The sequence below is a fragment of the Paractinoplanes polyasparticus genome (genome assembly GCF_019710575.1).
Taxonomy (GTDB): Bacteria; Actinomycetota; Actinomycetes; order Mycobacteriales; family Micromonosporaceae; genus Actinoplanes; species Actinoplanes polyasparticus.
The window spans coordinates 27,432-45,531 of the sequence record NZ_JAHWFK010000038.1 but is presented as its reverse complement, the minus strand read 5'-3'; the positions used below and the strand labels follow the sequence as shown (position 1 = coordinate 45,531).

At 71.4% G+C, this 18,100-nt stretch carries 18 protein-coding genes and 1 riboswitch; of the genes, 16 read left to right on the top strand and 2 right to left on the bottom strand.

Going from position 1 to position 18,100, the window contains the following annotated elements; genetic code table 11:
• Positions 1-105: 105 nt before the first annotated feature.
• The 3 genes from KXC43_RS33205 to KXC43_RS33195 are packed head-to-tail and all read left to right on the top strand — an operon-like array spanning position 106 to position 4,201.
• A complete protein-coding gene (locus KXC43_RS33205; protein ID WP_221380166.1) occupies positions 106-1,776 on the top strand; it encodes a SulP family inorganic anion transporter in 1,671 nt (556 codons plus the stop codon).
• Positions 1,773-3,155: an alpha-amylase family protein gene (locus KXC43_RS33200; RefSeq protein WP_221380165.1), complete on the top strand. Its 1,383-nt coding sequence runs from the start codon at positions 1,773-1,775 to the stop codon at positions 3,153-3,155. Before KXC43_RS33205 ends, KXC43_RS33200 begins: the two co-directional genes overlap by 4 nt.
• Entirely contained in the window at positions 3,152-4,201 is a 1,050-nt protein-coding gene (locus KXC43_RS33195; RefSeq protein ID WP_221380164.1) for an aminopeptidase P family protein, read from the top strand. The genes KXC43_RS33200 and KXC43_RS33195 overlap by 4 nt, the downstream gene beginning before the upstream one ends.
• Before the next feature lie 8 nt (positions 4,202-4,209).
• Here KXC43_RS33195 and KXC43_RS52900 read toward each other — a convergent pair whose 3' ends face one another.
• On the bottom strand, positions 4,210-4,896 hold the full coding sequence (locus KXC43_RS52900; protein WP_221380163.1) for a TetR/AcrR family transcriptional regulator: 687 nt from the start codon (positions 4,894-4,896) through the stop codon (positions 4,210-4,212).
• Between the two features lie 90 nt (positions 4,897-4,986).
• Here KXC43_RS52900 and KXC43_RS33185 point away from each other — a divergent pair, with 90 nt between their 5' ends.
• The 12 genes from KXC43_RS33185 (at position 4,987) to KXC43_RS33130 (ending at position 16,223) form a co-directional block, all read left to right on the top strand.
• The gene (locus tag KXC43_RS33185) at positions 4,987-5,883 is read left to right on the top strand and encodes an aldo/keto reductase (protein ID WP_221380162.1); all 897 of its coding nucleotides are present in this window, start codon (positions 4,987-4,989) and stop codon (positions 5,881-5,883) included.
• 149 nt (positions 5,884-6,032) lie between these two features.
• A complete protein-coding gene (locus KXC43_RS33180) occupies positions 6,033-6,728 on the top strand; it encodes an alpha/beta fold hydrolase (protein ID WP_221380161.1) in 696 nt (231 codons plus the stop codon).
• A gap of 47 nt (positions 6,729-6,775) precedes the next feature.
• Positions 6,776-7,054, top strand: coding sequence for a hypothetical protein (locus KXC43_RS33175; protein ID WP_221380160.1), 279 nt, complete (start codon positions 6,776-6,778; stop codon positions 7,052-7,054).
• A gap of 9 nt (positions 7,055-7,063) precedes the next feature.
• The gene (locus KXC43_RS33170) at positions 7,064-8,119 is read left to right on the top strand and encodes a winged helix DNA-binding domain-containing protein (RefSeq protein WP_221380159.1); all 1,056 of its coding nucleotides are present in this window, start codon (positions 7,064-7,066) and stop codon (positions 8,117-8,119) included.
• Positions 8,120-8,138: 19 nt separating this feature from the next.
• Positions 8,139-9,332, top strand: coding sequence for a cytochrome P450 family protein (locus KXC43_RS33165; RefSeq protein ID WP_221380158.1), 1,194 nt, complete (start codon positions 8,139-8,141; stop codon positions 9,330-9,332).
• A gap of 34 nt (positions 9,333-9,366) precedes the next feature.
• A complete protein-coding gene (locus tag KXC43_RS33160; RefSeq protein WP_221380157.1) occupies positions 9,367-9,714 on the top strand; it encodes a hypothetical protein in 348 nt (115 codons plus the stop codon).
• Positions 9,715-10,318: 604 nt separating this feature from the next.
• On the top strand, positions 10,319-11,269 hold the full coding sequence (locus KXC43_RS33155; RefSeq protein ID WP_221380156.1) for a glycosyltransferase family 2 protein: 951 nt from the start codon (positions 10,319-10,321) through the stop codon (positions 11,267-11,269).
• A 67-nt stretch (positions 11,270-11,336) separates the two neighbouring features.
• Positions 11,337-12,524: an esterase-like activity of phytase family protein gene (locus KXC43_RS33150; RefSeq protein WP_221380155.1), complete on the top strand. Its 1,188-nt coding sequence runs from the start codon at positions 11,337-11,339 to the stop codon at positions 12,522-12,524.
• A gap of 218 nt (positions 12,525-12,742) precedes the next feature.
• Complete coding sequence (locus tag KXC43_RS33145; RefSeq protein ID WP_221380154.1) at positions 12,743-13,303, top strand: TetR/AcrR family transcriptional regulator; 561 nt, start codon at positions 12,743-12,745, stop codon at positions 13,301-13,303.
• Between the two features lie 9 nt (positions 13,304-13,312).
• Positions 13,313-13,891, top strand: a complete 579-nt coding sequence (locus tag KXC43_RS33140) for a hypothetical protein (RefSeq protein WP_221380153.1) — start codon at positions 13,313-13,315, stop codon at positions 13,889-13,891.
• Entirely contained in the window at positions 13,888-15,213 is a 1,326-nt protein-coding gene (locus KXC43_RS33135; protein WP_221380152.1) for an AMP-binding protein, read from the top strand. Before KXC43_RS33140 ends, KXC43_RS33135 begins: the two co-directional genes overlap by 4 nt.
• Positions 15,214-15,314: 101 nt before the next feature.
• On the top strand, positions 15,315-16,223 hold the full coding sequence (locus tag KXC43_RS33130; protein ID WP_221380151.1) for an alpha/beta hydrolase: 909 nt from the start codon (positions 15,315-15,317) through the stop codon (positions 16,221-16,223).
• An 11-nt stretch (positions 16,224-16,234) separates the two neighbouring features.
• Here KXC43_RS33130 and KXC43_RS33125 read toward each other — a convergent pair whose 3' ends face one another.
• Entirely contained in the window at positions 16,235-16,702 is a 468-nt protein-coding gene (locus KXC43_RS33125; RefSeq protein WP_221380150.1) for a C40 family peptidase, read from the bottom strand.
• A gap of 17 nt (positions 16,703-16,719) precedes the next feature.
• Positions 16,720-16,873: riboswitch (cyclic di-AMP (ydaO/yuaA leader) on the bottom strand.
• Between the two features lie 349 nt (positions 16,874-17,222).
• On the opposite strand from KXC43_RS33125, the gene KXC43_RS33120 reads away from it, so the two are divergent.
• Entirely contained in the window at positions 17,223-18,098 is an 876-nt protein-coding gene (locus KXC43_RS33120) for an FAD binding domain-containing protein (protein WP_221380149.1), read from the top strand.
• Positions 18,099-18,100 lie beyond the last annotated feature (2 nt).

Sequence of the window (18,100 nt, the reverse complement as noted above, 5' to 3'; positions counted from 1 at the left end):
CCGGCGAACCGGAGGACCCGGCAACCCGGTGCCCGCAGCGTCCCTCACCAGCAGGTTCGCGCCGGCGATCGGGCGTTCGGGCCGCGCAGCCACTACGGTGACAGCGTGCGCGGCTCGCAGTGGGTTCCCGGGGTGGGGGCTGCTGCGACCTACGAGGCGCGATGGTTGCCGCGGGACGTCGTGGCCGGGCTGGTGCTCACCACCCTGCTCGTGCCGCAGGGCATGGCGTACGCGGAGCTGGCGGGGCTGCCGGCCATCACGGGGCTCTACACGTCGATTCTCTGCCTGGTGGCGTACGCGATCTTCGGGCCCTCCCGGGTGTTGGTGCTCGGGCCCGACTCGGCGCTGGGGCCGATGATCGCGGCCGTGGTCGTGCCGATCGTGCTGGCCGATGGTGATCCGGGCCGGGCCGTCGCCCTGGCCTCGGTGCTGGCCCTGCTGGTGGGGCTGTTCATGACGGTGGCGGCCGTCGCCCAGCTGGGGTTCGTGGCCGACCTGTTGTCGCATCCGACCCAGCTCGGCTACATCAACGGGCTGGCCGTCACGATCTTCTTCGGGCAGCTGCCCAAGCTCTTCGGCTTCTCCGTCGAGGGGGAGGGGCTGTTCGCCGACATCAGGGGCTTCGTCACCGGGCTGGACGCCACCGTGCCGGCGGCGGTGGGGATCGGCGCGGGCGGGCTCGCCGTCATTCTGGTGCTGCAGCGGTTCCTGCCCCGGGTGCCGGGCATCCTGGTGGCCGTGGTGGGGGCCATCGCGGCGGTCACGGTGCTCGGGCTCGACGACGTCGACGTGGTGGGGCCCCTGCCGCAGGGGTTTCCGCCGTTCACGATTCCCCTGGTCAGCCTGCAGGAGCTGGGCATGCTGGCCGCGGCGGCGGTCGGGATCACGCTGGTGTCGGCCACCGACACCATCTCGACGGCCTCGACGTTCGCGGCCCGGGCCGGACGCGAGGTGCACGGCAACCAGGAGATGGCCGGCATCGGCGCGGCCAACCTCGCGGCCGGGCTGTTCCAGGGTTTCCCGGTCAGCACGAGCGGCTCGCGCACCGCGGTGGCGGCCGCGGCCGGCGCCAAGTCGCAGCTCACCGGGCTGGTGGGCGCGGCTGCCATCACGCTCATGCTGCTGCTCGTCCCGGGCCTGCTCAAGGACATGCCGCAACCCATGCTGGCGGCCGTCGTCGTCGCCGCCTCGATCGGGCTGCTCGACATCGACGGCATGGTGCGGCTGTGGAAGCAGCGCCGCATCGAGTTCGCGCTCGCCACGGCGGCCTTCGTCGGGGTCGCCGTGCTCGGTGTGCTGCCCGGGATCGCCGTCGCGGTCGCGCTGTCCGTGCTCAACGTCTTCCGCCGGGCATGGTGGCCGTACCGGACGGTGCTCGTGAAGCCCGCCGGCGTCGACGGCTACCACGACCTCCACCAGTATCCGGACGGCGCGCGGATGGACGGCCTCGTCATCTTCCGGTTCGACGCGCCGCTCATCTTCGCCAACGCGCGCACCTTCCGGGAGGAGATCCGCCGCCTCGCCCAGCAGGAGCCGCGCTGGATCGTCATCGCCGCCGAGCCGATCACCGACGTCGACACCACCGCCGCCGACATGCTGGAGGAGCTGGACGAGGAGCTCAACGCCAAGGGCATCTCCCTGGTCTTCGCCGAGCTGAAGCACCCGGTCAAGGAGAAGATCGACCGGTACGAGCTGACCCGCACCATCGATCCGGCACACTTCTATCCGAGCCTGGACGACGCGGTCGCCGCCTATCGGGCAGGATTCGGCCCATGACGTCGGTCTACGAGATCAACACGTGGCCCTGGCTCGCCGGTCTGGGCGTGGCGAGCCTGGCCGACGTGCCGGGCGCGGTCTGGGACGAGCTGATCGGCTTCGATGCGGTCTGGCTCATGGGCGTCTGGGAACGCAGCCCGGCCGGCCTCGGCATCGCCCGGAGCAACGAGGGCCTGCAGCGGGAGTTCCACGCCGCCCTGCCCGATCTGACCGACCGGGACATCGTCGGATCGCCCTATTGCGTACGCCGATACGAAGTTGATCACCGTTTGGGCGGCCGCGCCGGATTGGCCGCGGCCCGGAGCGACCTGGCGCAGCGGGGGCTCAAGCTCATCCTCGACTACGTCCCCAACCATGTGGCCCCCGACCATCCGGCGATCACCGAGCATCCCGACTGGTTCATCAACGGCGCCCCCGAAGACCTGGCGAACGACCCCGGAAGCTGGTTCGCCGCCGGCGACCGCGTCATCGCCCGCGGCCGCGACCCGTACTTCCCGCCCTGGCCCGACGTCGCCCAGCTCAACGCCTTCCACCCGGGCCTGCGCGCGGCCACCCTGAGCACCCTGCGCGACATCGCCGCCCAGTGCGACGGCGTGCGCTGCGACATGGCCATGCTCGTCTTCAACGACATCTTCGCCGGCACCTGGGGTGACCGCGCCGGCCCGCGGCCCGCCGAGGAGTTCTGGCCGGCGATCATCGCCGAGCTGAAGGACGAGCTGCTGTTCGTCGCCGAGGCGTACTGGGACACCGAGTGGGAGCTTCAGCAGCAGGGCTTCGACCTCTGCTACGACAAGCGCCTGTACGACCGGCTGGTCCACGAAGACGCCGCCGCCGTGCGCGGTCACCTGCGCGCCGGCCTCGACTATCAGAACAAGCTCCTGCGCTTCATCGAGAACCACGACGAGCCGCGCGCCGCCACCGCCCTGCCCGGCCCGCGCGGACGGGCCGCCGCGGTCGCCCTCGCCACCCTGCCGGGCTCGACGCTCTGGCACGACGGCCAGTTCGAGGGCCGCCGGGTCAAGCTGCCCGTGTTCCTGGGCCGCTTCCCGGACGAGCCCGTCGACGAGGGGCTGCGCGACTTCTACGACCGCCTGGTCGTCCTCCGGGACGCGGGGCAGTGGCGGTTGCTCGACACCCCGGACGTGCTCGCCTGGACCTGGGAGGGCAGCGCCACCCGCCACCTGGTGGTGATCAACTTCAGCCGGGAGCCGATCTGGACCCGCGTACGGCTGCCCTGGCCCACCGCCGGCAGGCAGTGGCGCCTGACCGACCTGCTCGACGGCCGCGTCTTCGACCGCGACGGTGACGAGCTGGCCGCCGGTGGCCTGGTCGTCGGCCTGCCCGCCTGGGGCTTCCACGTGCTGGAGACGCGCCGATGAACGCCCGCCTCGACCGGCCGCTGCCCGCCGGCCTCGACGGCCTGCTCGTCACACCCGGCCCCGACCTCGTCTACTTCACCGGTCTGCGGCCCCCGGTCACCGAGCGGCTCACGATGCTCGTCCTGCCGGCGAGGGTGCTGGTCGTGCCCGCGCTCGAGCACCCGGGCGAGCTGCCCGGCCTCGAGGTCGTGCCGTGGCGGGACGGCGAGGATCCGTACGCCGTGGTGGCCGCCCTTCTCGAGCCGGGCGGCCGCTACGCCATCTCGGATTCCGCCTGGGCCATGCACGTCATCGCTCTGCAGGAGGCGGCGCCGCGCACGCGCTGGACCAGCATGACCGGCTCGCTGCCGATGCTGCGGGCGGTCAAGGACGCCGCCGAGGTCGAGTTGCTCGCCGCGGCCGGGGCCGCCGCCGACGCGACGTACGAGCAGATTCTCTCCGTACGCTTCGCGGGGCGCACCGAGGTGCAGGTCGCCGCCGACCTGGCCCGCCTGCTGCGCGAGCACGGCCACGAGCAGGTCGACTTCACGATCGTCGCCGCCGGCCCGAACGGCGCCGACCCGCACCACGACATCGGCGACCGGGTCATCCGCGAGGGCGACATGGTGGTGCTCGACTTCGGCGGCCTCAAGGACGGCTACGGCTCCGACACGACGCGCACCGTCCACGTCGGCGCGCCCACACCGTACGAACAGCGGGTCTTCGACGTCGTGCGGGCCGCCCAGCAGGCCGCCTTCGAAGCCGTACGCCCGGGTGTCGCCGGTCAGGAGATCGACCGGGTCGCCCGCGACATCATCGAGGACGCCGGGTTCGGGGAGTTCTTCATCCACCGCACCGGGCACGGCATCGGCCTGACCACACACGAGCCCCCTTATCTCGTACGAGGTGAGGAGCAGCCGCTCGTGCCGGGCATGTGCTTCTCGATCGAGCCCGGCATCTATCTGCCCGGCCGCTTCGGCGTCCGCATCGAGGACATCGTGACGGTGACCGGGACCGGCGGCCGGCGGCTCAACACCACCGACCACGCCCTGGCCGTCGTGAGCTGAAGCGCCGGTCAGCGGGCCAGGCGGTCGAGCCAGTCGCGCAGCAGGGCGGTCTCGGTGGGGCGCAGGGGGAGGGTGCCCGCGGTGGCGACTGCGGCGTCGAGGGCGAGGGCGCGTGACGCCAGACCGGGGTCCGCGGCCGGGGCCGGGTCGGTGACGATCGAGTCGATCAAGGTGTCTCGCATCCGGGCGGACAGCGTCGGGTCGCGGTCGTCGGCGGGCAGGCCGATCAAGGTCAGCGTGACGCCGATGATCGCGGCGGTGGCGAGGGACGCGGCAACGTCGGGCGGGACGCGGAGCCGGCCCACGGCGGCGACGCGGTCGAGGAAGGTGAGCAGCAGCCGGTCGGCCTCGGCGGCGGCCGGTGGGCGGCGTCCGGGCCGGTCGGTGCCGAACATCAAGAGGTAGAGCGCGGGGTGGCGCAGGCCGAAGTCGACGTGCATGTCCCAGCCCCGGCGCATGTCCGCCACCGGGTCGTCGGTCGGCTCGAGCGTGTGCTTCTCGGACAGGTAGAGGTCGAACGCGTGGACGGCCAGCGCGGCGAGCAGACCGTCCTTGTCGCCGAAGAGCTGGTAGAGCGAGGCGGCACGGATGCCGGCGGCCGCGGCGACCGAACGGGTCGAGACCGCCTGGGCCCCCTCCCGCTCCAGGATCTCGCCCGCCACCTCGAGGATCGCCCGGGTCTTCGCATCGGTCACGTTGCAATGCTACGGCATTTGGCGTATCACTGGAACGTAGCACTGCTACGCATGTGGGCGTGGCAGTGATACGGCCGAGGAGAGAGAACCATGAACCGAGTGGGATACGGCGCCATGCAACTGGCCGGCCCGAACGTGCTGGGCCTGCCGGCGGACCCCGAGGCGGCGCGTGGCGTGCTGCGCCTGGCTGTCGAGCTGGGCGTGACCTTCTTCGACACCGCCAACGCGTACGGGCCGCGGACGGTGAATCAGTTGATCGGGCAGGCGCTGCCCAAGGAGGGGCTGATCGTCGGCAACAAGGTCGGCGCGGGCCGGGGACCGAACGGCGAGTGGCTCGTCACCGACCACCCGGACACGGTCCGCCGGCAGGTGCACGAGGCACTCGAAGACCTGGGGGTGGAGGTCAGCGAGCTCACCTACCTGCGGCTCGACGGTGACTATCGCGGTATGGCGAGCGACGTTCCGCTCGAGGACTCGCTCGGGGTGCTCGTCGAGCTGCGGGAGCAGGGCCTGATCCGGCGCATCGGGCTGTCCGGCGCGTCACCGGAGATGCTGGCCCGGGCCCAGAAGCTGACGCCGATCGCGGCCGTGCAGAACCGCTTCAACCTCCTCGACCGCAGCGGTGTGCAGGTGCTCGCCGACTGCGAGGCGCAGGACATCATGTTCGTGCCGTACTACCCGCTGGCTTCCGGGCGGCTCACCGGTTACGCCGAACTGACCGGCCCGGCGCAGCGCCTCGGTGTGTCCCCGGCCCAGGTCGCCCTGGCCTGGCTGCTGCGCCGCTCGCCGGCGATGGTCGTCATCCCCGGCACGGGCAACGCCGGCCATCTGCGGGCCAACGTGGCCGCGTCCGAGGTGGCCCGGGATCTGACCGAGGCCGAGGTGGCCCGCCTGACCGGCCTGGTCGACGAGTCACAGGCCGTGCTCGATCAACCGGACCGGTCCACTCTCGACGCCTTGGCCGCGGCGGCAGCAACCGTGGCCTGACCGGGGTCACGTGACGCTCCTCTCAGACAGGTGTACGCAGGTCGAATACCCGGGCTTTACGTCGACAACCAGTCGAATTACTGATCCCCTGTCGCCGGTGGCGGGGCAGGGTGAGGAGGAACCGATCCGCGGAACCTGGGGGAGAGCACATGAAACCGACCATCGTCCTCGTGCACGGCGCGTTCGCCGAGTCGGCCAGCTGGGACGGCGTCATCAAGCTGCTGCGGGCGGACGGCTACCCGGCGGTGGCCGTGGCCAACCCGCTGCGCGGCGTCAAGTACGACTCGGACTACCTGCGGGCCACGCTCGCCTCCATCGAGGGCGACATCGTGCTGGTCGGCCACTCGTACGGGGGCATGCTCATCACCAACGCCGCCACCGGTGCCGCCAACGTGAAGTCGCTGGTCTACGTGGGCGCCTTCGCGGCCGACGCGGGGGAGAGCGCCGCCGCCCTGGCCGGCAAGTTCCCGGGCAGCTCGCTGGGCGAGACGCTCAACCCGGTCAAGCTGCCGGACGGCAGCACCGACCTCTACATCCGGCAGGACGCCTACCACCACCAGTTCGCGGCCGACTCGCCGGCCGAGGACGCCGCTGTCTGGGCCGTGACCCAGCGGCCGATCACCGAGGGCGCGCTCAACGAGGCGTCCGGCGACCCGGCCTGGAAGTCCATCCCGTCCTGGTTCCTGTTCGGCAGCGACGACCTCAACATCCCGGTCGCCGCGCACCGCTTCATGGCCGAGCGGGCCGGCTCGCGCCGCACGGTCGAACTGGCCGGCGGCTCGCACACCGTCGCCATTCCCGAGGCGGCCACGCTGGTCGACCTCATCCGCGAGGCCGCCGCGTAGCCCGTCCGATGCTGGGTAGCCATGCCGTCACCTGAGGAGGTGGCGGCATGGCGGACGAGCGGACGGTCTCCGACCTGGTGGTGGAGCGCCGGGCGGCGTGCGCCTACCAGCAGGAGATCGACCTGCAGCGCCTGTTCGGCGACGTGTGCGCCCAGATCTTGCAGACGGCGCACGCCCCCGAGCAGCTGCCCCTGCTGCCGCCGAACCAGCCGTACGAGAAAGTGCGGGGCATGTACGAGGGCCTGGCCGCCGAAGAGGGACCGATGGCCCGCCGCGCCGAATCCCATCTGCGGCGGGAGCGCGCCGACGAAGGGTTCGACGACTAGCTTCCTCTCATGGACGTGCTCGACAACCGTGCGCTCAACCGGGCACTGCTCGCCCGCCAGATGCTCGACCGCCGGCACACCGCGCCGGCGGTCGACGTCGTCCGGCACCTCGTCGGGTTGCAGGCCCAGGAACCGCACGAGCCGTACGTGGGCCTGTGGAGCCGTCTCGACGGGTTCCGGCCGGACGAGCTGGTCGAGCTGCTGGAGAGCCGCCAGGTCGTGCGCACCCTGCTCATGCGGCGCACGATCCACCTGGTCACGGCGGACGACTGCCTGGGGTTGCGGGGGCTGCACCAGCCGATGCTCGAGGCGCGGGCCCGGGCCGTGCTGCGCCGCGACCTCGAAGGCGTCGACCTGGCCGAGCTGGCGGCGGCCGGGCAACCCCACTTCGAGCGGACGCCGAGCACGTTGCCCGAGGTGGGCCGGGCCGTCGGCGGGCGGTGGCCGTCGGTGCCGGCCCGCGTGCTCGGGGACGCGCTCAGCTCGTACGTGCCGCTGGTGCAGGTGCCGCCGCGCGGGGTCTGGGGTCAGTCGGCGCCCGCCCGCAACACGACCATCGAGACGTGGCTGGGCCGCCCGGTGCCCCCGGCCGGCCTCGCCGACGAGCTGGTGCTGCGGTATCTGCGGGCGTTCGGACCGGCGTCGTCGTCCGACATCCGGGCCTGGTCGGGGCTGAGCGGCCTGCGGGAATCGATCAAGCGACTGCGGCCGCGACTACGCAGCTTCCGCGACGTCCGGGGCCGCGAGCTGCTCGACGTGCTCGACGGGCCGCTGCCCGATCCGGATCAGCCGGTGCCGCCGCGCTTCCTGCCCGCCTTCGACAACGTGGTGCTCGGCTTCGACGACCGCAGCCGGATCATCGACCACGCGTACCGCGGGCTCAGCGTCGAGGGCGCGCGGTTCGTGCTGGTCGACGGCCGGGTGGCCGGGAAGTGGGCCATCACCGGCGACACCCTGCGGGCCACCATGTTCCACCCGGTGGACGTCGAACCGATCGTCGCCGAGGCCGAAAATCTGCTCGCCTGGCACGGCATACCGGGGCGTACTGTCGTGGATGTCCACTGACGACGGGGGAGACGCAGGCATGTCGGAGAGCGTCCGGGACGATCTGGCCGACCCGCGGTTCCACGCCGACCCGCATCCCTTCTATGCGCAGTGGCGGCGCGAGGGCCCGGTGCGGCAGGTCCGGATCGCCAGCGGCGCCGTCGTCTGGTTGGTGACCCGCTACGACGACGCCCGGCAGGCGTTGACCGACCCCCGGTTCTCGAAGTCGGGCCGCAACGAGGGCCACCCGTCGGACGCGATCCAGCGGGCCCTGTCCCGTCACATGCTGGCCGTCGACCCGCCCGACCACACCCGCCTGCGCCGCCTCGTCTCGGCCGCCTTCACGGCCCGCCGCATCGAGGCCCTGCGCCCCCGCATCACCGAGATCACGACGTCACTGCTCGACGCCTTCCCCGTCCCGGGCGAGCCCTTCGACCTGATCGACGCGTTCGCCTTCCCGCTGCCGATCCAGGTGATCTGCGAGCTGCTCGGCATCCCGGCCGAGGACCGCGACTCCTTCCGCCGCTGGTCCAACATCATCGTCGGCGGCGTGGCCTACCAGGCCGAGTTCCCCGGCGCCGCGCAGGCGATGGTCGCCTACATCCGCGGCCTGCTGGCCGCGCGCCGCGCCCAGCCCGGCGACGACCTGCTCTCCGGCCTGATCGAGGTGCGCGACAGCGAGGACAGGCTCGACGAGGACGAGCTCATGTCGATGGTCTTCCTGCTGCTCATCGCCGGCCACGAGACGACCGTCAACCTGATCGGCAACGGCGCCGCCCTGCTGCTCACCGACCGCGACCGCTGGGAGCGCCTGCGCGCCGACCCCGGGCTGCTGCCCACCGCGGTCGAAGAGTTCCTGCGGTACGAGTCCCCGGTCGAGACCGCCACGTTCCGCATCACCACCGAGCCCGTCACCCTGGGCGGCCGGCAGATCCCCGCGTACGCCCCGGTGGTGATCGGCCTGCTGTCGGCCAACCGCGACGAGTCCCGCTTCCCCGACCCCGACGAGGTGCATCTCGACCGGGCCCAGAACCCCCACCTGGCCTTCGGCCACGGCATCCACTACTGCCTGGGCGCCCCGCTGGCCCGCCTCGAGGCTCAGATCGCGTTCGCCGCCCTGATCGACCGCGTGCCCACCCTGCGCCTGGCCGTCCCGCCGCCCGAGCTGACCTGGCGGCCCGGACTGCTGCTGCGCGGCCTGTTCACGTTGCCGGTGATCTCGGCCCCCGAGTGACGGGCGTGGCCGCGGCTTTGGCAAGCTTCCGGGCGTGGAAGCACTCCGGCTGATCCTGCTCTTCATTCACCTGGTCGGCTTCGCGCTGCTGCTCGGCGGCGCGATCGCCCAGTTCCTCACCGGCAAGTTCCGGATCAACCCGGCCGTGCTGTGGGGCTCGGTGATCCAGCTGCTGTCGGGCCTGGCCCTGGCCGCCCCCCTGCGCGGCGGCGGTGACTACGAACCCAGCCCGATCAAGCTGGGCGTCAAGCTCCTGCTGGCCATCCTGATCTTCATCATGGTCTTCATCCCGCGCAAGCGCGAGGCCGTGAACAAGGGCCACTTCATCGGCATCATCGTGCTGACCCTGGCCAACGCCGCGGTCGCCGTCTTCTGGCGCTGACCCCACCGAACCGACCACACCCGAGCCGCTGCTCCCGCGTGGGCAACGATCGGCTCCCGTGCATGGTTCCCGGCCGACACGATCCCGTCGCCGGGCGGGGGGAGCCTCGCAGCACAATGAGAACGCGCCTGACCCGGCTCCGTAACGAACGCTTTCATTACTTTGAGTACTGCTTATTCGCACCGTCCGATGATTCGCGCGACCATGCCAGGCGCGCCATTTCTGTGCCCATCCGGCGTTGTTCACGGTTGTGCCGGAACTGGCATCGGGCGAACGGATGATCTCGGTCGAGACCATTGGCCCTTAACGCTTTTCCGGCAGCAAGTGTTGGCGCCGGGTCGGCGTCAATTCGTCGCGCGGACACGCTGAGCTGTTGAAACACGGCGGACATGTGCGCGTAGGAGTGCGTTACGCCACAGCTGTGGGTTAAGGAACGCGCCGAAATAGGGGGCATTGCCCGGAGCGGTTGCTTGGCCGAAACAATGGTGTCGGAACTGTCAATCATCGCCGGTCACACTCATATGGGAATCATAGATTCGCTGTGTATGGTCCCGATCGCAGGTTGATCAACTTCGCTTCGCCACGCCATCAGGAGCGCCGCGCCATGACCGAGAGTATCGACGCCAGCGTCGTCGTCCCTACGCACAGCGAGCGCCGGTGGGCGTCGTTGCAGCGTACGGTCGCGTCCGTCCAAGCCCAGCGGGTGAGGCCGGCCGAGATCATCGTCGTGGTCGATCACAACCCGGACCTGTTCGAGCGCGTCAAGGCCGAGTTCCCCGAGGTCACCGTGCTCGAGAACGAGTCCGAGCGGGGCGCCTCGGGCAATCGCAACACCGGCGCCTTTTACGCCCGGTCGGAGCAGATCGCCTTTCTCGACGACGACACCGTCGCCCATCCCACCTGGCTCGAGCACCTGGCCGCTCCGTTCGGCGACCCGGCCGTGGTCGGCGCGGGCGGGCTGATCGTGCCGGCCTGGGAACGCCACCGCCCGTCGTGGCTGCCGGACGAGTTGCTGTGGACGGTCGGGGTTTCGTACGCGGGAATGCCCACCTCGATCGCCGAGATCCGCAACGTGTGGTCGGCCAGCATGATGATCCGCCGCGAGGCGTTCGTGCGGGTGGGCGGGTTCCGGGTCGGCTTCGGCAAGCTCGGGGACCAGAACCGGCCCGAGGACACCGAGCTCTGCCTGCGGATCAGCGCCGAGACCGGCGGCCATTGGATGTATGTGCCGGACTCGGTCATCGAGCACGACGTGCCGCTCGACCGTTCGACGTTCCGGTTCTTCCTGCGCCGCTGCTACGCCGAGGGTCGCGGCAAGGTGCAGATGGCCGGCCTGCTGCCGCGCGAACAGAAGCTCGGCGCCGAGCAGGATTACCTGCGCCGCACCCTGCCGCGCGCGGTCGCGCACAACCTGAAGGCGGCCACTCTGGGCCGCGGCAGCTTCCACGCGCTGCGGGCGGTCACGGTGATCGCCGCGGTGGCCGCGGCCGGCTTCGGCGGGGGCGTGGAGACGCTGGCCGGGATGCACGAGTCGGACACCGCCACCCGGGTTTGATCTTCTGCGCGCGGTGCCGCAAGCCATTGGTCGGTCCCGATCAACCCGGATTCCGTAGCCTGCGGGCATGCGAAAGATCGTCCGCAACCTTCTCGCCGGAGCCGGCGTCCTGGCGCTCACCCTGTCGTTGGCCGGCACCGCGTCGTACGCCGGAGGTCACCAGGTCTCCCGGCCCACGCTGACCGGCTGGGCCGCGCTGCCCGCCGGCACCTTCGTCCCGGGCAGCGAGCAGTCCGGCGCGCTCGCCACCGGCAACCTCAACGGCTTCGTCGTGCCCTTCGCGGACCAGCCGATCCAGGGCTTCTCGGGGATCGCCGACAACGGCGACGGCACCTTCGACGTGCTGTCCGACAACGGGTACGGCAACCAGGCCAACTCGGGCGACTTCCTGCTGCGCGTCCAGCGGCTGGCCCCGGTCTTCCGGACCGGGCAGGTCGACGTGCTCGGCGGCGTCAACCTGACCGACCCGAAGGGACTGGTCCCGTGGGCCCTCACCCGCGCCGACCGGGTCCTCACGGGCGCCGACTTCGACCCCGAGTCGATCCAGAAGGTGGCCGACGGCACCTACTGGATCGGTGACGAGTTCGGCCCGTACCTGCTGCACTTCGACCGCGCGGGCCGGCTGCTCGACGCCCCGGTCACGCTCGACGGCGTGATCGCGCCCGAGACGGCCACGCGCACCGGCGCCACCGCGACCGCCCGCAGTAGCAAGGGTTTCGAGGGTCTGGCCCAGTCGCCCGACGGCCGGTACCTCTACGCGCTGCTCGAGGGCTCGATCACCGGTGACCCGGCCGGCGCGCTGCGGCTGAACGAGTTCGACGTTGGCGCGAAGAAGTACACCGGCAAGCGCTGGACCTACCAGCTCGACAACCCGGACTTCGCGATCGGCGACGCGATCGCGGTCGACCGCAACCGCTTCCTGATCATCGAGCGCGACAACGGCCAGGGCGCCACCGCGGTCGTCAAGCGGATCTACCTCGCCACCCAGCGCGGCGGCCGCCTGGACAAGACGCTGCTGGTCGACCTGATGAACGTGGCCAACCCGCGCCGGCTCGGCGGCTTCGGCACGACGTTCACGTTCCCCTTCCAGACCATCGAGGACGTCGTGATCCTGGACGACAGCACGATCGCCGTCCTCAACGACAACAACTTCCCGTTCTCGACCGGCCGCAGCGCCACCGCCGCCGACAACAACGAGTGGATCACCATCGCGCTGCCGAAGTCCCTCGACGTGGACAAGCGCCTGCTCAGGTAACGCAGCTCGTCCAACGAGCGCCCGGCCCTTCGGCCGGGCGCTCGTTTCGTTTGTGGATCTGTTTCGTTAACCACACTCCCGAGCCGACTGGTACCTAGCCTCCTAGGATGGCGTAGTGAGTGTCTAAAGTGGAGTGATCACTCCGTTACAAAGGGGACGCTAGGCTGATGAACGGTCAACCGGCGGCCAAAGCAATAAATCGGACAGGAGTGTGAACCATGACCGCACGCGCGCCGCGTGCTGATGCGTTGCGTAATCGGTCCCGCGTTCTGGCCGCGGCCGAGCAAGTGTTCGTGGCGCGAGGCACGGCGGTCTCCACGGAAGCGGTCGCCCGGGCGGCCGGGGTCGGCATCGGCACCGTCTTCCGGCACTTCCCGACCAAGGCGGCGCTCATCGAGGCGGTCTTCCGCGAACGGCTGCGACGCTTCGGCGAGGAGGCCGAGGAACTGGTCGGGGCCGAGGACGCGGGCGAGGCGATCTGGGTCTTCCTGAGCCGGGTGGCCGAGGTGGCCGCGGGCAAGCAGGCCTGGGCCGACGCCTTCGCGGCGAGCAACCTGCGCGATGCGCTCACCCCGGCCCGCGAGCAGCTGCCGCGGGCCCTGGGGTCGCTGCTGTCCCGGGCCCAGGCCGAGGGCGCGATCCGTGCCGACGTCACCGTTCCGGAGCTGGTCGCGCTGATGCTCGCCGTCTCGCGGGTCCCCGAGCTGGACACCGACGGCGCCGCCCTGCGATCCCGGGTCCTGGCCATAGTCTTCGACGGCCTCCGACCCCAGCCTTAAGGTGAGCGGATGGCTCCGCTGACCTTCGCCTGGATCGATCATCACTACGACCGGGAGAACGCGGGGCTGGGACGCAGCCGGTTCGCCGAGCACGTCTGGGTGCACGCCAAGGAGTTCGGCGACTGCTGGGGTGACATCTCGCCGGTCGGCTTCGCCTGTGTGGCGTGGCGGCTGGCCACCCCGCCCCACCTCGATCCGGGCTTCGTGCGCCTGCATCGCCGGGTGCTGCGGGCCACCTGCCGGCGCAACACCTGGGACGGCTCGCTCACCGTCACCGCCGAACTGGTCGCGCCGTGGCCGGCCGAGCTGACCGGTTCGCGGGCGTGGACGCAGGACCGGGGCTGGCGGGGGTGGCCCGAGACGTTCGGCCAGTTCCTCGCGCCCTCGGCCGAGGAGCTCAGCCGCGTCCCGCACCTGCGTTCCACCCTGACCGCCGAGGCGCCCCTGCCGCTGGCCGACCTTCCCCGGATCCCCGAGGACGCCGGTCCGGAGCTGCCCGACCTGGCCGAGCGCACGGTCACGGTGCTCGTCCGGGAGCTCAACGACCTGCTCGCCCCGCTGGTCACCCAGCTCGGGGAGGCCCGATGACCCGCCTGCTGGGCGCCCTGCACGACGACGCCGACCAGGCCGATGCCGTACGCGACCCGCAGTCGGCGCTCTCGCGGCACGAGCTGCTGGGACGAGCGTCCGCGCTGGCCGCCGAGATCACCGGCCGCCGGATGGTGGCCGTGCGGGCCACGCCCACCGTCGACACCGTCGTCGTGATCACCGCCGCGCTGCTGGCCGGCGTGCCCGTCGTGCCCGTGCCGCCCGACGCCGGCGAGCTGGAGCAGGCCCACATCCTCGGGGACTCCGGGGCCGAGCTGATCGAGGCCCACCCCACCGGCGCCGATGACGGTGTTCCGGACGAGCCCGATCCCGACGCGCCGGCCCTGGTTCTGTACACCAGCGGCACGACCGGCCCACCCAAGGGCGCCGTGATTTCGCGCCGCGCCCTCGCCGCCGACCTCGACGCCCTCGCGCAGGTCTGGCAGTGGACCGCCGGCGACACTCTCGTGCACGGCCTCCCGCTCTTCCACGTGCACGGCCTGGTGCTGGGCGTGCTCGGCCCACTGCGGATCGGCTCCCGCCTGGCGCACACCGGCCGACCCACACCCCAGGCGTACGCGGGCACGCCCGGCACGATGTACTTCGGCGTCCCCACCGTCTGGTCCCGGGTCTGCGCCGCCCCGACCGAGGCCCGCGCCCTGCGCCCGGCCCGCCTGCTCGTCTCCGGCAGCGCGCCCCTGCCCGCCCCGGTCTTCGACGAGCTCCGCACCCTGACCGGCCAGGCGCCGGTCGAGCGCTACGGCATGACCGAGACCCTGATCACGGTGAGCGCCCGGGCCGACGGCGAACGCCGCCCGGGGCAGGTCGGCCTCCCGATCCCCGGCGTCGAGACCCGCCTGGTCGGCGACGCCGGCGACCCCCTCGACGAGCCGGACACGATCGGCCACCTGCAGGTGCGCGGGGCCACCCTGTTCGACGGCTACCTGGGCCGGGCGAGACCCGAGGGGTGGTTCGTCACCGGCGACGTCGCGACGATCGGCGCCGACGGCTGGCACCGCATCGTCGGCCGCGCCTCGACCGACCTCATCAAGACCGGCGGCTACCGCGTCGGCGCCGGTGAGGTCGAGGACGCGCTGCTGCTGCACCCCGCGGTGCGGGAGGCGGCCGTCGTCGGCACACCCCACCCAGACCTCGGAGAGCAGATCACCGCGTACGTAGTCGCCGAAGGCGTCACCGAGCGCGACCTGATCGCCTGGGTCGCCGGCCGCCTGGCCGCCCACAAGCGCCCCCGGGCCGTGCGCCTGCTCGACGCCTTGCCGCGCAACGCGATGGGCAAGGTCCAGAAGGGAGCCCTCCGGTGAGCCCTCAGCCGGCCCTGCGCGTCCTGAGCACGACCGCTTGACCATGTTCCGGGAACACGGTGTCTCCTGAACCTCCGCACCCGCTCGAAAGGCCCATTCCGATGCACCTCACCATCCCGCGCGGGCCGATCGAGCTCGCGGCCGAACTGCACCTGCCCGCCGACTTCGACGAGAGCGGAGCGCTGAGCGCCGTCGTGCTGTCCACGCCGGGCAGCAGCGTCAAGGAACAGATCGGCGCCAACTACGCCTCCCGCCTCGCCGCCCGCAACATCGCCGCGCTGGTCTTCGACCCCGCCCATCAGGGCCAGAGCGGCGGCGAACCCCGCGACCTGGAAGACCCCTACCGGCGCAGCGAGGACATCTCGTACGCCATCGACGCCCTCGCCGCGGTCCCCGGGATCGACCCGCACCGCATCGGCGTCCTCGGCATCTGCGCCGGCGGCGGCTACGCGATTTTCACCGCCCGCACCGACCACCGCATCAAAGCAGTCGGCGTGGTCGACCCGGGCGACATGGGTGCGTCATTCCGTGGCTTCCAGCCGGACGGCCCGGCGGCCGCGCTCGACGCGATGGCCGGAGCGCGCCTCGAAGAGGTTCGCACCGGTGTGCTCACCCGTGAGAACTGGCTGCCCGACACCCTGGCGGACGCCGAGGCCGCCGGCGTGACCGACGTCGACCTGCTCCAGGCGATCACCTATTACCGCACCGACCGCGGCCGCAACGAGCACTCGACCAACCGCCGCCTGTCCCGCGGGGACTCCCTGCTGATCGGCTTCGACTCCTTCCACCTCGTCGACCAGCTCCTGACCCAGCCACTGCAACTCGTCCTGGCCGAGCACCTGGACGGCACCGGCTTCGACACCGCCGCCGAACGGCTCTGGAAACTGGCGCCGAACCCGGTCGACCGCCTGGTCATCCCCGGCGCCCGCCACTACGAGATGTATGACGTCCCCGAATACGTCGAACCCGCCGTCGAGCGGCTTGTCACGTTCTACGAGAACCACCTCTGACGGCCGGCCCGTCAGCCGGCGACGCGGGCGAAGCGGACCTGTTTCCAGTTCCAGATCTTGGCCAGTTTGACGCGGTCGCCGGGCTTGGGTGCGTGCCAGACCTGGCCGGCGCCCGCGTAGACGGCCACGTGGTAGGCGCGGCTGCCCGAGACCCAGAAGACCAGGTCGCCGGGGCGGGCCGCCGCGCTGGTGATCCTGCGGGCGGCTCGGTACTGGGCCTGCGCCGTGCGAGGCAGTCTCTTACCGGCCTTGGCGTACGCGAAACCGGCGAGCCCGGAGCAGTCGAACGCGCTCGGTCCCTGAGCGCCGTACCGGTAGGGCTTGCCGTTCTGGGCCCGGGCGAAGGCGACGACCTTGAGCCCGCGGGCGGCGACGACCGCTGAGGCTGTGGGTGCCGCCGAGGCCGCCGAGGGGCAGACGAGCGTGGTGGTGGCGATGACTGCCGCCGCGGCGATGAGCAGCAGGCGGCGCAGCGTCATGGGGAAAGACAAGACGATCCTCGGTCCTTCAACCGCCTGCGAGGTTAGCTGTCGGATTAGGCCTGAAGGCGGCCCGTCGCTCGCGCGACCTCACCCCGAGCCGGTCCGTGGACCGGCGATGTGGTTCCCCCGTTCCCGCCCACTGAAGTTTCCTGTCGGTGTCAGGTCGGGCCGCCCACAGGTGGGCGGGACTCGGCGTCCCGGGGCGGCACAGGATGACGATCGGCCGCGGTCGGCGAATCTGACCCTTTCGCAGCCGTCCCGGTGGCAACAGTTGTCACGGATCGGAATCCCCGTCCGAAGTCGTTCCGGACATCGGGCATCAGCAGGGAGTGACCGGCGCGATTTCCGGCGGGCCAACGGGTGAGCCTCGTCACCCAATTCGTGCGGATCGCCGACGATTCCGGGCCGACCGGGCACCCCCGAGCGACTACGCAGAGCAACCTAAGGCATCTCTTAGGTAGCTGTTGACATTGGACCGGCCTCAGGAAAGATGCTCGGCAATCGCAGGAGGTGCAGGGTGCAGGTGCCGGCTCCGTTCGAGTACGAGCGTGCCACCAGTGTGGACCAGGCCATCGGTCTGCTGGAACGTCTGGGCAGCTCAGCGCGTCTGGTCGCGGGCGGTCACAGCCTGCTGCCGATGATGAAGCTGCGGCTGGCGAACTTCGACTATCTGATCGACATCAACCCGTTGCACGCCGAGCTGGGCTACATCCGGCTCACCGGCGACGAGGTACGCATAGGTGCGCTGACCCGTCACCGCGAGCTGCTCGAGTCCGACGAGCTGGCGGCCGCGTTCCCGATCTTCCGCGACGCCGAGCGCGTGATCGCCGACCCCGTCGTCCGCAACCGCGGCACGCTGGGCGGCTCGCTGTGCCAGGCCGACCCGTCGGAAGACCTGTCGGCGGTGTGCACGACGCTCGACGCGAGCTGCGTCATCCGCGGGCCGGGCGGCTCGGAGCGGGTCGTGACGATGGAGGAGTTCCACGTCGGCCCGTACGAGACGGCGGTCGGCGACGACGAGATGCTGACCGAGATCCGTCTGCCGCTGCGGCCGGGTGGCGGCAGCGCGTACGAGAAGGTCGAGCGCCGCGCCGGCGACTGGGCCGTGGTCTCGGCCGGCGCCGCGGTGTGGCTGACCGCCGACGGCACGATCGCCGACGCCCGGGTGGGGCTGGCAGCCGTCGGTCCCAACACCACCGGCATCCCGGAGCTCTCGGCCGCGCTGCGGGGCCGCGAGCCCGCCGAGGATCTGTACGAGCAGGCCGGCGCGATCGCGGCACGCAGCTGCGACCCGGCCACCGACCAGCGGGGCAGCGCCGACTACAAGCGCCACCTCGCCGACGAGTTGACCAGGCGGACGCTGCGCACCGCCGTGGCCCGGGCGAGGAGCTGAAT

Coding starts and splice junctions, on each gene's coding strand:
- KXC43_RS33200 (WP_221380165.1), top strand. CDS start 1,773: ATGACGTCGGTCTACGAGATCAACACGTGGCCCTGGCTCGCCGGTCTG.
- KXC43_RS33195 (WP_221380164.1), top strand. CDS start 3,152: ATGAACGCCCGCCTCGACCGGCCGCTGCCCGCCGGCCTCGACGGCCTG.
- KXC43_RS33185 (WP_221380162.1), top strand. CDS start 4,987: ATGAACCGAGTGGGATACGGCGCCATGCAACTGGCCGGCCCGAACGTG.
- KXC43_RS33180 (WP_221380161.1), top strand. CDS start 6,033: ATGAAACCGACCATCGTCCTCGTGCACGGCGCGTTCGCCGAGTCGGCC.
- KXC43_RS33175 (WP_221380160.1), top strand. CDS start 6,776: ATGGCGGACGAGCGGACGGTCTCCGACCTGGTGGTGGAGCGCCGGGCG.
- KXC43_RS33170 (WP_221380159.1), top strand. CDS start 7,064: ATGGACGTGCTCGACAACCGTGCGCTCAACCGGGCACTGCTCGCCCGC.
- KXC43_RS33165 (WP_221380158.1), top strand. CDS start 8,139: ATGTCGGAGAGCGTCCGGGACGATCTGGCCGACCCGCGGTTCCACGCC.
- KXC43_RS33155 (WP_221380156.1), top strand. CDS start 10,319: ATGACCGAGAGTATCGACGCCAGCGTCGTCGTCCCTACGCACAGCGAG.
- KXC43_RS33150 (WP_221380155.1), top strand. CDS start 11,337: ATGCGAAAGATCGTCCGCAACCTTCTCGCCGGAGCCGGCGTCCTGGCG.
- KXC43_RS33145 (WP_221380154.1), top strand. CDS start 12,743: ATGACCGCACGCGCGCCGCGTGCTGATGCGTTGCGTAATCGGTCCCGC.
- KXC43_RS33140 (WP_221380153.1), top strand. CDS start 13,313: ATGGCTCCGCTGACCTTCGCCTGGATCGATCATCACTACGACCGGGAG.
- KXC43_RS33135 (WP_221380152.1), top strand. CDS start 13,888: ATGACCCGCCTGCTGGGCGCCCTGCACGACGACGCCGACCAGGCCGAT.
- KXC43_RS33130 (WP_221380151.1), top strand. CDS start 15,315: ATGCACCTCACCATCCCGCGCGGGCCGATCGAGCTCGCGGCCGAACTG.
- KXC43_RS33125 (WP_221380150.1), bottom strand. CDS start 16,702: ATGACGCTGCGCCGCCTGCTGCTCATCGCCGCGGCGGCAGTCATCGCC.